General features: G+C 72.9%; 9 protein-coding genes. 5 read left to right on the top strand and 4 right to left on the bottom strand.

Annotated features, from left to right (window positions below):
- Positions 1-168 precede the first annotated feature (168 nt).
- Together ACTT8P_RS09370 and ACTT8P_RS09365 are read left to right on the top strand one after the other, a co-directional pair.
- Positions 169-1,191, top strand: coding sequence for a phosphotransferase family protein (locus tag ACTT8P_RS09370; protein WP_442831083.1), 1,023 nt, complete (start codon positions 169-171; stop codon positions 1,189-1,191).
- Positions 1,192-1,196: 5 nt separating this feature from the next.
- Positions 1,197-2,411, top strand: coding sequence for an acyl-CoA dehydrogenase family protein (locus tag ACTT8P_RS09365; protein ID WP_442831082.1), 1,215 nt, complete (start codon positions 1,197-1,199; stop codon positions 2,409-2,411).
- Positions 2,412-2,450: 39 nt separating this feature from the next.
- Here ACTT8P_RS09365 and ACTT8P_RS09360 read toward each other — a convergent pair whose 3' ends face one another.
- From ACTT8P_RS09360 to ACTT8P_RS09350, 3 genes are read right to left on the bottom strand one after another with little or no spacing between them, the layout of a single operon-like run.
- Positions 2,451-3,044, bottom strand: coding sequence for a TetR/AcrR family transcriptional regulator (locus ACTT8P_RS09360; protein ID WP_442831081.1), 594 nt, complete (start codon positions 3,042-3,044; stop codon positions 2,451-2,453).
- A gap of 50 nt (positions 3,045-3,094) precedes the next feature.
- Complete coding sequence (locus tag ACTT8P_RS09355; RefSeq protein ID WP_442831080.1) at positions 3,095-4,756, bottom strand: class I adenylate-forming enzyme family protein; 1,662 nt, start codon at positions 4,754-4,756, stop codon at positions 3,095-3,097.
- The gene (locus ACTT8P_RS09350; protein ID WP_442831079.1) at positions 4,753-5,523 is read right to left on the bottom strand and encodes an SDR family oxidoreductase; all 771 of its coding nucleotides are present in this window, start codon (positions 5,521-5,523) and stop codon (positions 4,753-4,755) included. The genes ACTT8P_RS09355 and ACTT8P_RS09350 overlap by 4 nt, the downstream gene beginning before the upstream one ends.
- Positions 5,524-5,678: 155 nt before the next feature.
- Between ACTT8P_RS09350 and ACTT8P_RS09345 the strand changes: the two genes are divergently transcribed.
- Both ACTT8P_RS09345 and ACTT8P_RS09340 read left to right on the top strand, forming a co-directional pair.
- The gene (locus tag ACTT8P_RS09345; RefSeq protein WP_442831078.1) at positions 5,679-6,914 is read left to right on the top strand and encodes an exo-beta-N-acetylmuramidase NamZ family protein; all 1,236 of its coding nucleotides are present in this window, start codon (positions 5,679-5,681) and stop codon (positions 6,912-6,914) included.
- A 97-nt stretch (positions 6,915-7,011) separates the two neighbouring features.
- Positions 7,012-8,313: a serine-threonine protein kinase gene (locus ACTT8P_RS09340; protein ID WP_442831077.1), complete on the top strand. Its 1,302-nt coding sequence runs from the start codon at positions 7,012-7,014 to the stop codon at positions 8,311-8,313.
- A gap of 34 nt (positions 8,314-8,347) precedes the next feature.
- Here ACTT8P_RS09340 and ACTT8P_RS09335 read toward each other — a convergent pair whose 3' ends face one another.
- The gene (locus ACTT8P_RS09335) at positions 8,348-11,119 is read right to left on the bottom strand and encodes a penicillin acylase family protein (protein WP_442831076.1); all 2,772 of its coding nucleotides are present in this window, start codon (positions 11,117-11,119) and stop codon (positions 8,348-8,350) included.
- Between the two features lie 265 nt (positions 11,120-11,384).
- Between ACTT8P_RS09335 and ACTT8P_RS09330 the strand changes: the two genes are divergently transcribed.
- Positions 11,385-11,987, top strand: a complete 603-nt coding sequence (locus ACTT8P_RS09330; RefSeq protein ID WP_442831075.1) for a hypothetical protein — start codon at positions 11,385-11,387, stop codon at positions 11,985-11,987.
- Positions 11,988-12,198: the final 211 nt, after the last annotated feature.

Below are 12,198 nucleotides of genomic sequence, written 5' to 3'. Positions count from 1 at the left end.
GCACGTGGTCCGAGCCCCTCGGCGGCTCCTCGCGCACCCGCGCGGGGAGCCGTCCGCGTGTGGTGGCGCGGATCACGTTCCGGTCCGCCCTCTGGACGGCATACCGACCGGTCGGCATCATGATCCCGGTACTGTCCCGTCCTCGTCCACCCCGCCCCAGGAGCGCCGATGAGCCCCGATCACCCGCCCGGACTCGATCCCGACCGGCTGCGCGGCCTGCTCGACCGGGAGCGGCCCGGTCTGGTGCGCGGCCCGCTGACCGGCCGGCTGATCGAGGGCGGGCGGTCCAACCTCACCTACGCGGTCACCGACGGCGTCTCGCGGTGGGTGGTGCGGCGTCCGCCGCTCGGCCATGTGCTGGCCACCGCGCACGACATGCGGCGCGAGCACCGGGTGATCAGCGCCCTGCACCCGACCGGGGTGCCGGTGCCCCGTACGGTGCTGCTGTGCGAGGACGAGGAGGTCCTCGGGGCGCCCTTCTACGTCATGGAGTTCGTGGCGGGCACGCCGTACCGTACGGCGGACCAGCTCGCCCCGCTGGGTCCCGAGCGCACCCGGAGCGCGGTGCTGAACCTGGTGGACACGCTGGTGGAGCTGCACGCCGTGGACCCGGGTTCGGTGGGGCTGGCCGACTTCGGGCGGCCCGAGGGGTTCCTCGACCGCCAGTTGCGCCGCTGGGCCAAGCAGCTCGACGCCTCCCGCGACCGCGACCTGGCCGGCATCGACGAGCTGCACGCCACCCTCGGCCGGGAGCTGCCCCGCTCCCCCGCCCCGGCGGTGGTGCACGGCGACTACCGGCTGGACAACGTGCTGATCGGCGCCGACGACCGGATCACGGCGGTGCTGGACTGGGAGATGTCCACGCTCGGCGATCCGCTGACCGACCTGGGGCTGCTGGTCATGTACAGCCAGCGGCTCGGCATGCCCGATTCCCCGGTGTCCACCACCGCCGAGGCACCCGGGCATCCCACGCCCCGGGAGCTGATCGAGCAGTACGCCGCGCGGTCGGGGCGGGACGTGTCGGGGGTCTCCTGGTACACGGCGTTCGCCTGGTTCAAGCTCGCCGTGATCCTGGAGGGCATCCACTACCGCTACACCCTGGGCCAGACGGTCGGGCGCGGCTTCGACCGCATCGGCGACCTGGTGCCCGTCTTCATCGAGCACGGACTGACCACTCTTCAGGAAGGCTGACCGGCATGGACTTCGCGTTCGACGCCCGCACCGAGGAACTCCGCGCCCAGCTGCTCACCTTCATGGACGCGTACGTGTATCCGGCCGAGGCGGTGGCGCACGAGCAGCGCGCCGGGCTGGCGTCGCCCTGGCAGACGCCGCCGGTGGTCGAGGACCTCAAGGCCGAGGCCCGCCGGCAGGGGCTGTGGAACCTGTTCCTGCCCGACGCCGAGCACGGCGCGGGCCTGACCAACCTCCAGTACGCGCCGCTGGCCGAGATCACCGGCCGCAGTCCGCAGCTGGCGCCGACGGCCACCAACTGCGCGGCGCCGGACACCGGGAACATGGAGGTGCTGGCCCAGTTCGGGAACGAGGCGCAGCGGGGGCAGTGGCTGGAGCCGCTGCTGGCCGGACAGATCCGGTCGGCGTTCGCGATGACCGAGCCGGAGGTGGCCTCCTCGGACGCCACCAACATCACCACCCGGATCGAACGGGAGGGTGACGAGTACGTCATCACGGGCCGCAAGTGGTACATCTCCGGGGCGATGCACCCGGACTGCAAGATCTTCATCGTGATGGGCAAGACCGACCCGGACGGCGCCGACATCCGCCGGCAGCAGTCGATGGTGCTGGTGCCCCGCGACACCCCGGGCGTCACGGTCGAGCGGGCCATGCAGGTGTTCGGGTACGAGGACCACTACCACGGCGGGCACGCGGAGGTCGTCTTCGACCACGCGCGGGTGCCGGTGGCCAATCTGATCGGCGAGGAGGGCGGCGGGTTCGCCATCGCCCAGGCCCGGCTGGGTCCCGGCCGCATCCACCACTGCATGCGGCTGATCGGCATGGCGGAGCGGGCGATCGAGCTGATGTGCCGGCGGGCCGCCTCGCGTTTCGCGTTCGGCAAGGCGCTGGCCCAGCAGGGGGTGGTGCAGAACTGGATCGCGGACGCCCGGGTCGCCGTCGAGCAGTTGCGGCTGCTGGTGCTGAAGACGGCCTGGATGATGGACACCGTGGGCAACCGGGGGGCCCACACGGAGATCCAGGCCATCAAGATCGCCACTCCGCGCACGGTCGTCGGCATCCTGGACCGGGCCATCCAGCTGCACGGCGCGGGCGGGGTGAGCCAGGACTTCCCGCTGGCCGAGCTGTACGCGGGGGCCCGGACCCTGATGCTGGCCGACGGCCCGGACGAGGTGCACCAGCGGTCGCTGGCGCGGCGGGAGCTGAAGAAGTACCTCTAGGCGGCTCGGTAAGGGGCGGGCGTCATGGGCGCTCGCCCCTTACGGGCGCAGCGCCCGCAGCAGCAGGTCCGCGAGGTGGTCGGCGAGTTCCTGGGGGGTGAGGGGGCCGTCGGGGCGGTACCAGGTGGACAGGTGGTGGATGGAGCCGAAGTGGTAGTCGACCACCAGGTCGGCCGGGGTCTCCTTGGTGAAGACGCCGGACTGCTGGCCCTCCTCCACCAGGGCGCGGAAGCGTTCGTGGTAGCGGCGGCGCTCGGCGCGTACCTGGAGGTTCTTCTCCGGGCTCAGGTGGTGCATGGAGCGGAAGAAGATCGACGCGTCGTCGAGGTTGTCGATGGTGGTGACCACGACGTCGGCCGCCGCGTCCCGCAGCCGCTTGTCGACCGGCTCGTCGGCGTCCGCGAAGTGGTCCAGGCGTTCCTGCTGGAGGCGCAGCACGCGCGCGTACACCTCGTGCAGCAGGTCGTCCTTGGAGCCGAAGTAGTGGTAGAGCGCGCCCTTGGTGACACCGGCCGCCTCGACGATCTCCTGCACCGAGGTCCGGTCGTAGCCCTGCTCCGCGAAGAGCCGGGTGGCGGCGGCCAGCAGCCGCTGCGGTACCGGGGTACCGCCCCCGTCCGTGGTTCTGGGCACTGCCGCCACCCGCCTTTCCGTCGTCCTGCTGGTCGTGCTGGTCGTACCGCTCAGTCGTTGCGGGAACGCAGTTCCCGACGGAGGATCTTGCCACTAGCTGTTTTCGGCAGGTCGGGCAGGATCTCCACCTGGCGCGGGTACTTGTAGGCGGCCAGTCTCTCGCCGCAGTACGCGGCGAGTTCGCCGGGGTCCGCCGCGGCGCCCGGGCGCAGGCTGATGTACGCCTTGACGGTCTCGCCGCGGTACCCGTCGGGCACCCCGACGACGGCCGCCTCGCGCACCGCCGGGTGGGTGTACAGGACGTCCTCGACCTCGCGCGGCCAGACCTTGAAGCCGGACGCGTTGATCATGTCCTTCTTGCGGTCGACGACGTACAGCCAGCCGCGTACGTCCATGAAGCCGATGTCGCCGGTGCGCAGTTCGCCGCCGGGGAAGGTCTCGGCGGTGGCGTCCGGGCGGCGCCAGTAGCCGGGGACGACCTGGGGGCCGCTGACCACGATCTCGCCCTGCTCGCCGAAGGGCACCTCCGCGCCCTGGTCGTCCAGGACGCGGACGACGGTCTCGGGGCCCGGCACGCCCACCGCGAGGGTCCCGGAGACCGGGTCGACCGGTGCCTCCAGGTGCGGCGGTACGGAGGCGCAGGGGGCGGTGCACTCGGTGAGGCCGTAGCCGTTGCGGACGTACGGTCCGAAGCCCGCGCGGAACTGCTCCACCAGGGCGGGCGGCAGCGGGGCGCCGCCGGAGGAGAGGACGGTGAAGGAGGCGAAGTGCTCGCGGGTGACGTCCGGGTGGGCGGCCAGCGCCATGAAGGCGGTGGACGGGCCGACGGTGTAGTGCGGGCGGTGCTCGGCGAACGCGTCGAGGACCACGCCCGGCTCGAAGCGGTAGGCGAGCACGAGGGTGCCGCCGCTGTTCAGGCAGGCGCCGAACTCGCACACCATGCCGGTGATGTGGAACAGCGGCGCGAGGGCGAAGTAGACCGGTGCCTCGGGCAGGCCGAGGCCGGTGCGCTGCCGTTCGGCGTTGTACATGATGTTGCGGTGGGTGTTGGTGGCGCCCTTGGGGGTGCCGCTGGTGCCCGAGGTGTAGCTGATCAGCGCGAGGTCGCCGGTCTCCGGGCCGCGGTCCGCCGGCGGCCGGTGTCCGGCGCGGGCCGCCTCGGTGAGGTCGTCGGTGTCGGCCGCGGGCTGCCGTTCGAAGGTCAGTACGCGCGCGTCGCCGCGGGTCTGGAAGTCCAGCTCGCAGGCGGTGAGCACGATCCGCACCGGCGAGTCGGCGGCCGTCTCGCGCAGGTACGCCGCCCAGGCCCGGTCGGAGCAGATCAGCGCGGTCACCTCGGCGTCCTTGAGGACGTGCCCGGTCTCCCCCGACTTGTACATGGGGTTGACGGGGACCACGACCCCGCCCGCCTTCCAGGCGCCGAGGACGGCGAGCACGAAGTGCGGGGAGTTCTGGAGCAGGACGGCGACCCGGTCGCCGCGCGCCAGGCCGCGGGCGGCGAGGTGGCCGGCGACGGAGTCGCTCAGCTCGTCCACCTCGCGGTAGGTCAGGCGGCCGTCGAAGTAGGCCAGGAAGGCGCGGTCGGGGGTCTCGGCGACGGCCCGGCGCAGGGCGTGCACCAGGGAGGTGTCCGGGTGCAGCGGGGCCTTCTGGGCGTCGGTGAGCAGGTCCAGCCAGGGCTTGGCGGCGTACCGGGAGCCGGTGGCGGTCATCGGGCGCTCGTCTCCTCCCACTGCCGCTGGAGCCGGTTCATGCCGCGCAGCCAGCGGTCCGGCTCGGCGGCGCGGGCCTGGTAGTACTCGGCGACCTCGGGGTGCGGCAGGATCAGGAAGCGGTCCGCCTCGATGCCCCGGAACAGGGCGTCGGCGACGTCCTCGGGCTCGATCGCGGTGGGGGTCAGCACCAGTTCGCCGGCGCTGCCGCTGGCGGTGAGCATGTCGGTGCGCACGCCCTGCGGGCAGATGGCGTGCACCTTGACGCCCCGGTGCCGGTAGGTGAGCGACAGCCACTCGGCGAAGGCGTAGGCGCCGTGCTTGGTGACGCTGTAGGGGGCGGCGCCGATCATGGTGAGCAGTCCGGCGGCCGACACGGTGGAGACGAACCGGCCGCGGCCGCGCTCCAGCCAGCCGGGCAGCAGGGCGTGGGCCGCGCGGACGTGGGCCATCACGTTGACGTCCCAGGCCCGGGCCCAGACCTCCTCGCCGGCCGCTTCGGTGCCGCCGGAGCCGACGCCCGCGTTGGCGCAGTAGACGTCGACGGTGCCGCCGAGCGCTTCGCGGGCCTCGTCGACGACGGCCGAGGCGTCGCCCGGTACCGCGATGCCGCCGATCTCCTCGGCGACCGTCTTCGCCCTGCCGGCGTCCAGGTCGTTGACGACGACCCGGGCACCCTCGGCGGCGAAGCGGCGGGCCAGCGCGGCCCCGATGCCGCCTCCCGCTCCGGTGACGACGACACCCGCGTCCTGCACGGCTTCCACCATCGGTCTCCTTTGACGCGACACTGACGGGGCGCTGCCCGAGGCACGGACCCGCCTTCGGCTCGGCGACAGACTAACCAGTCGGTATGTGCGGCGGAAGGGGTCCGCGCGGTTCGCCTCGTTCCGTCCGGCCGGGCCGGGCACTAGCGTGCGTGCGCATGACACTGTCCAGACGGGCCTTGCTCAGCACGACGACGGCGGCCGCGGTGGCGGCCGGTGCCGGTACCGCCGAGGCGTCCGCCGGGCGCCGGCTGCGGACCGGCTTCGAGCGGCTGGCCGCCGACGGGTACGCGCTGCTCGACGGCGACCGGGTCGGCGTCGTCACCAACCCGACCGGGATCACCCGGGACGCCCGGCACATCGTCGACGTCATGCACGCCGACGACCGGGTGCACCTCACCGCCGTCTTCGGCCCCGAGCACGGCTTCCGGGGCACCGCCCAGGCGGGCGGCTCCGAGGGCCGCTACGACGACCCGGCGACCGGGCTGCCGGTCTACGACACGTACCTCAAGAGCGGGCAGCCGCTCGCGGACGTCTTCACCGCGTCCGGCGTGGACACCGTCGTCTTCGACATCCAGGACGTGGGCGCGCGCTTCTACACGTACATCTGGACGCTGTACGACTGCATGGCGGCCGCCGCGCTCGCGGGCAAGCGGTTCGTGGTGCTGGACCGGCCCAACCCGGTGACCGGGCGGGCCGCGCTGGGCCCGGTGCTGCACAGGGAGTTCGCGACGTTCGTCGGACGGGAGCCGATCGCTCAGGCGCACGGCATGACCGTCGCCGAGCTGGCGCGGCTGTTCAACGGGGAGTTCCTGACCACGCCCGTCGCCCTGGAGACCGTGCCCATGACCGGCTGGCGGCGGTCCGACTTCTACGACGCCTGCGGGCTGCCGTGGGTGCCGCCGAGCCCGAACATGCCCACCCCCGAGACCGCGCTGGTGTACTCGGGGACCTGTCTGTTCGAGGGCACCAACCTGTCCGAGGGGCGTGGCACCACCCGTCCGTTCGAACTGCTGGGCGCGGCGGGGATCGACGGGGCGTGGGCGGCCGCCGCGAACGAGCTGGGGCTGCCCGGGGTGCGGTTCCGGGAGGCGTACTTCGCGCCGGTCTTCTCCAAGTTCCAGGGGACGACGGTCGGGGGCGTGCAGGTCCATGTCGCCGACCGCGCGGTGTTCGATCCGGTGCGGACCGCGATCGCGCTCCTGGTGACCGCCAGGCGGGTCTGGGACGGGTTCGCCTGGCGCTCCGACCAGTGGATCGACAAGCTGACCGGCTCCGCGCGGGTGCGCACGATGATCGACGCCGGCGCGGACACCGACGAGGTGGTGGCGGGCTGGCGGACCGAGCTGGCGGCGTTCCGGCGGGTGCGCGAGCGGTACCTCGGCTACCGCTGACCCGCCCGGGTCCGGCGGCTGGCCAACTCCCCTCCCCCGCAGGACGATGCGAGGACTATGCGAGCGGGGGGCCGCTTCGGGCCGGAGGGAGCCGGTCATGGCCGACCCGTCGATGAGTGTGTCTCCGTACTGGGAAGTGGCCTTCGACGCGGACGGGGACGCCGACCGCCGCGGGCGCGACCGGCTGCTCGCCGGGGCGGCCGGCGGCTCGGTCCGCGACCTGATCGTGTTCGCGCACGGCTGGAACAACGACCGGGCGGGCGCCACCCGGCTGTTCAGCCGGTTCTTCGCCCCGGTTCCGGGGATCGTGCCGAACGCCCGGGTCGGGTACGTGGGGGTGGTCTGGCCGTCGATGCGGTTCGCCGACGAGCCGATCCCCGGCTTCCCGCGCGCGGTGGCGGCCGAGCCGGTGCGGCCCCCGGCGCTGGACAAGGACACCCGGCACGCCCTGGTGGAGGCGTTCCCGGGACGACAGGTCATGGTCGAGCAGGTGGCCCGGATGCTGGAGCGGCAGTCGTTCGAGGCGGGCGAGCCGGCCGAGTTCCGGTGGGTGGTGCGGCTGCTGGTGGAGCTGGTGCCGCCGGGCCCGCAGGCGCTGTTCGCCGCGGACACGGTGGCGGACGGCGGGCCCGCGGACGAGCCGTGGATGTTCGCGGGGCCGGTGACGGAGGTCTGTGCGGAGTTCACCCGCGCGGTGCTCGGTGACGGCCCGCGGCCGCTTGTGGTGCCGAACCCGTGGGAGGGCGCGCGGGAACTGCTGCGGCAGGCGACGTACTACGCCATGAAGCGCCGCGCGGGGACCGTCGGGGAGCGGGGGCTGGGTCCGCTGCTGGGGCGGCTGGCCGAGGTGGCGCCCCGCGTCCGGGTGCATCTGGTGGGGCACAGCTTCGGCGCCCGGCTGGTGTCGTTCGCGCTGCGCGGGCTGCCGGCCGGCGTACGCGCCGTGAAGTCGGTGACGCTGCTCCAGGGGGCGTTCTCGCACTACGCGTTCGCCGAGCGGCTGCCGCACGACGGGCGCGCCGCGGGCGTGCTCCGGGGCCGGGTGGGCCGGATCGACGGCCCGCTGGTTTGCTGCCACTCCCGGCACGACACGTCGCTGGGCACGTTCTACCCGCTGGCGTCCCGGATGGCCGGTGACGACCGCGCGGTGGCCGCCGGTGCCGGCCGGGTGCTGGGCGAGCGGTGGGGCGCCCTCGGGTACGGCGGGGTCCGGGCGGTGCCGGGCACGCGCGCGTGCCCGCTGGCCGAGGCGCTGCGGGCCGGGCTGCCGGAGACGGGGTGCGTGAACGTGGACGCGGCGGCGGTGGTCCGGCGCGGCGGGCCGCCGTCCGGCGCGCACAGCGACATCCTGCACGCCGAACTGGCCCGGCTGGTGCTGGCGGCGGGCCGGGTCCGCTGACGGCCCGCCGCCTGTCTCGTTGCCTGTCCGGCCGCTACCGGTGCGAGGTGAACTCCACCACCTGCTGGTAGGTCGGCCGGTTCTGCCAGGCGATGCCGCCGTGCTTGATGCCGCCCAGGGTGCGGTGGATGATCGAGTCGGCGCACCACTGGTCGCCCGCCGCGCAGCTGTCGTCGCCGGGGTAGACCTGCGCGGGCGTCTTGGCCGCCGCCTCCTTCAGGGTGCTGAGCAGCGTGTCCCGGCAGGCCGCCGGGTCGCCGCCGCCGCAGTAGGTCCGGGCCAGGGGACCGCGGACGGACTCCCCGAGCACCGCCCGCAGATCCTTGTCGACGTAGCTCCACCAGCCGTACTGGAAGGAGCTGCCGGCGTGCGCGCCGGTCGCGCCGTGGGCGGCGGACGGGGACTCGTCGACGGGGAGGTTGGCGGTGAAGGCGGTGTAGAGGCCGCTGCCGAGGCCGGGTTCGAACGCGGCCCGCACCAGCAGCGGCCACCAGGCGTCCATCGCCCGGACCGCGTCGGCGTGGGCGTACGTCTTCGAACCGGCCGAGGTCTCGGTGCGCTTGCCGCCCGCCGCCAGCCAGGCCCGCAGCTTGTCGACGGCCGCCTTGGCCGCGGTGTCGGTCACCGGGGCGGTGTCGATCACCTTCAGCAGCTCGGGCAGTACGTCCTCGGCCCGCAGGTCGGCCAGGGCCGCGTCGGCCATCGCCTTGACCAGCGCCGCCCGGGTCACCCCGCCCTGCTCGACCAGTTTCCGCACCCGGTCGTCGAGCAGGTCGCCGCGGTGCACCGAACCGTCGCCCCAGGACGCGACCGAGTAGCCGTCGGCCACCTTGTTGTTCCAGGAGACGTAGTAGTCCTGGTCGGTGGACTGGGGGTGGGCGGCGGGCGGGGTGTAGTCGGCGGTGTTGGCCGCCGGGTCCCAGCCCTGCCACTCCCGCTCCGGGCGGGCCCAGACCGGGAAGTCGGCGTCCACGCCGGCCGCCCGTACCGGGTTGTCGCCGCTGTTGTAGTACGCGGTGTGCCCGGCGTCGGCGTAGAACCAGTTGAAGGTGTAGTTGATGTGCTGGACCGCGCGCTGGAAGTCCTGCGGGCCCTGGACGTAGCCGGGGTCGTTGAGCATCTGGAAGCCGATGATCGAGTCGGCCTCGTGCAGGAAGGACGAGCGCAGCGAGACGTAGGCGACCTTCTTGCCGCCGACGCTCGCGCGGTACTCCACCGGGCCGTACTTCGTGCGCCAGACCCGCATGGTGTACGAGCCGGCGGCGGTGGAGTCGGCCACGGTCGGCGTCCAGGAGTTCTTCCGCTCGACCGGTTCCATCGGGGTGCAGGTGCCGCGGTAGAGGTAGTGCCGGTCGTCCTGGCACAGCTCGACGGCGAAGGTGTCGATGATGTCCTGGCCCGAAGTCGTCGCGCTCCACGCGTAGTCCTGGCCGCGGCCCAGTTCGACGTACATGCTCAGGCCCGCGAAGGAGGCGCCGCGGGCGCTGAGGCCGGGGCCCTGGAGCTCCTGGAGCATCAGGAGCTGGGGGGCGAAGTAGCCGGTCTGCGGTCCGAAGACGGCCACCGGGTGGCCGCTCGCGGTGTGCTCGCCGCTGACCACCAGCGCGTTGGACATGCCGCGCCGGGCCGAGGAGAGACCGGTGGCCGAGGCTTGCGCGGCCGCGCTGCCGGTACGGTCGTACACGAGCGGTTCCGCCTGGACCGTGCCGGCGTCGGGCAGCGCCCGGCCCTGCGGGTCGGCGGGCGGGGTGAGGTACGGGAAGCTGCCGTCCTGGACGGTGCGGGCGGCTTCCGGGTCGTCGCGCTGGCGGAAGGACTCCCAGACCTTGGTGCCCTCGGTGACGCCGTACTTGTCCTGGGCGGCCAGCAGGGACAGGGCGTTGTTCACCTCCCCGCCGCCACCGGAGCCGAACAGGGCGCCGATCACGGAGGCCAGGGCGACCAGGTCGGCGGGCTCGAAGTGCTCGATGGTGCCGGCGTTGGTGATCGCGTCCTTGTGGCCGGTCAGGACGTACTCGCCGGGGAAGTTGCGGGCCTGGTCGGAGGCGTCGATGTAGGCGTTGACGCCGGCGATGTACGCCTCCACGTCGGCCAGGGCCTGTTCGCCGCGCGCGCCGGCCTTGGCGGCGGCGCTGTCGATCTGGGCCTGGAGTTCGGCCTCGGTGTACGGGGCGCTGCGCCAGAACTGCTGCTCCAGACCTTGGTTGGCGGGGGCGCCGCCGGCGAAGGAGGTCAGTTCGCCGCGGCCGACGTGGCGGAAGAGGTCCATCAGCCACAGCCGGTCCTGGGCGGCCGCGTAACCGGCGCCGAACTCGGTGCCGTACCGGGTGGTGCCTGTGATGTGCGGCACACCGGTCTTCTTGTCGCGCACGATCGTCACGTCGGCGCGGCCGGCCGGGCGGACGGTGGAGGCGACCTGGTCGGCGGGGACGCCGAACGAGGCGTCGTTGAAGAATGAGTTGATCTTGTCGTTGGTGAGCGACTGGTGCCCGGTGGCGAGGTTCGCGTAGGGCCCGAGCTGGTCCTCGGCGTGCGCCGGCTGGGTGCCGAACGCCTGGTTGAGCAGGATCTGGGCGAGAGTGGCGTTGCCGTTCTGGCCGGGCGGCAGGATGTCGGAACACTGTCCGCCGCAGTGGTCGTCGGCCGCCGCCGCGACGGCCGGGGCGGCCTGGACCGCAACGGCTGGGGAAAGCGGTGACAAAAGACCGGCAATGAGGGCGCATAGGGATGCGCCCTTCAGGAACCCGTGGATTCCGCGGGGAGTTCTCAGTCTGTCTAGGGCCGTGCGTGGGGTGCGCCGTGACATGGGGCAGCTCCTCCCGACGGGGACGCGCCGGATGTTACCGGCGGTATCCCCGGGAATGAAGATGAACATGCGTCACTTTTCAGCGACGGCACAGCGGACACACAGGTCACAGGAGTCGACTCGGGAGGCGGTTCGGCCGGTTCATGGGGGCCATCGGACATCGGATGGAGCCGAATCGCCTGTCGATACGTCTATTCGGCGACGTCCGTACGACGACGCCGAAGTGACCGGAATACAGGTGCAGGTGTGACGGAGGTGCAGGGCGATGGCCGGTTTCCGGAGTCTGGCGAGACAGGTCCGCGATCCGCGGTCCGACCTGGCGCTGCGGCGCTACTCGCTGCGCAAGTGCCTTGAGCGGTTCGCCCCTTACGGACACAGGGCGACCTGGGACCATCTGTGCTCCCACTGGGGGTTCGGACCGGAGGACAGGTCCCCCGACCCGGCGCGGCTGGTGGCCGCGCTGGAGGAGCTGGAACAGGCGCGGTCGGTGTGGCTCGCCTACGAGGTGGGGTTCGCCGAGCGGCGCCGCAAGGAGAAGCACGACGGGCTGCGCCGGCCGGGCAGCGTGGACGACTGGCACCGGCTGACCTGGGGCGGGTTCGGTGTGGCGTGGTGCGACGACCCGGCGGTGCATCCCCGTGGGCCGCTGGCCGAGGTACTGCGCCGGCTGATCGCCGCGCTGGAGCGGGAGCCGGGGGTGTCGTGCCCGGTGTGCGAGGGTGAGCGGCTGGTCTGGAGGTACGAGCTGGACCATGAGCCGTCGGCCGGGCCGGTCTGCGTGGACTGCGGGATTCTGGTGCCGCGGCCGGTGCTGACACCGGAGGCGCTGGCCGCGATTGGCCGGGGGCGGTTGCTGGTGTCGGTGTAGGGGTGGGGTGGCGGGGGTGGTGCGGAGGTTCGGTGCGGTGAGTTCTGTGAGTTCTGTGAGTTCTGTGAGTTCTGTGAGTTCTGTGAGTGCGGTGGGTTCGGTGGGTTCGGTGGGGCGTGGGGGCTGATTGTTGTCGGTCGGCTGCGGGTGGTGGGTGGTTGTTCGCGCAGTTCCCCGCGCCCCCAGGGGGCGCGTCACGCCGGGCGGCGAG

The organism is Streptomyces sp. JW3, from assembly GCF_052216785.1.
GTDB lineage: Bacteria > Actinomycetota > Actinomycetes > Streptomycetales > Streptomycetaceae > Streptomyces.
This window is presented reverse-complemented; position numbering and strand designations above follow the sequence as displayed.

Excerpts from the sequence above, each read along its gene's own strand:
- ACTT8P_RS09350 (WP_442831079.1), bottom strand. The coding sequence starts at position 5,523 with ATGGTGGAAGCCGTGCAGGACGCGGGTGTCGTCGTCACCGGAGCGGGA.
- ACTT8P_RS09330 (WP_442831075.1), top strand. The coding sequence starts at position 11,385 with ATGGCCGGTTTCCGGAGTCTGGCGAGACAGGTCCGCGATCCGCGGTCC.
- ACTT8P_RS09340 (WP_442831077.1), top strand. The coding sequence starts at position 7,012 with ATGGCCGACCCGTCGATGAGTGTGTCTCCGTACTGGGAAGTGGCCTTC.
- ACTT8P_RS09370 (WP_442831083.1), top strand. The coding sequence starts at position 169 with ATGAGCCCCGATCACCCGCCCGGACTCGATCCCGACCGGCTGCGCGGC.
- ACTT8P_RS09345 (WP_442831078.1), top strand. The coding sequence starts at position 5,679 with ATGACACTGTCCAGACGGGCCTTGCTCAGCACGACGACGGCGGCCGCG.
- ACTT8P_RS09355 (WP_442831080.1), bottom strand. The coding sequence starts at position 4,756 with ATGACCGCCACCGGCTCCCGGTACGCCGCCAAGCCCTGGCTGGACCTG.
- ACTT8P_RS09365 (WP_442831082.1), top strand. The coding sequence starts at position 1,197 with ATGGACTTCGCGTTCGACGCCCGCACCGAGGAACTCCGCGCCCAGCTG.
- ACTT8P_RS09335 (WP_442831076.1), bottom strand. The coding sequence starts at position 11,119 with ATGTCACGGCGCACCCCACGCACGGCCCTAGACAGACTGAGAACTCCC.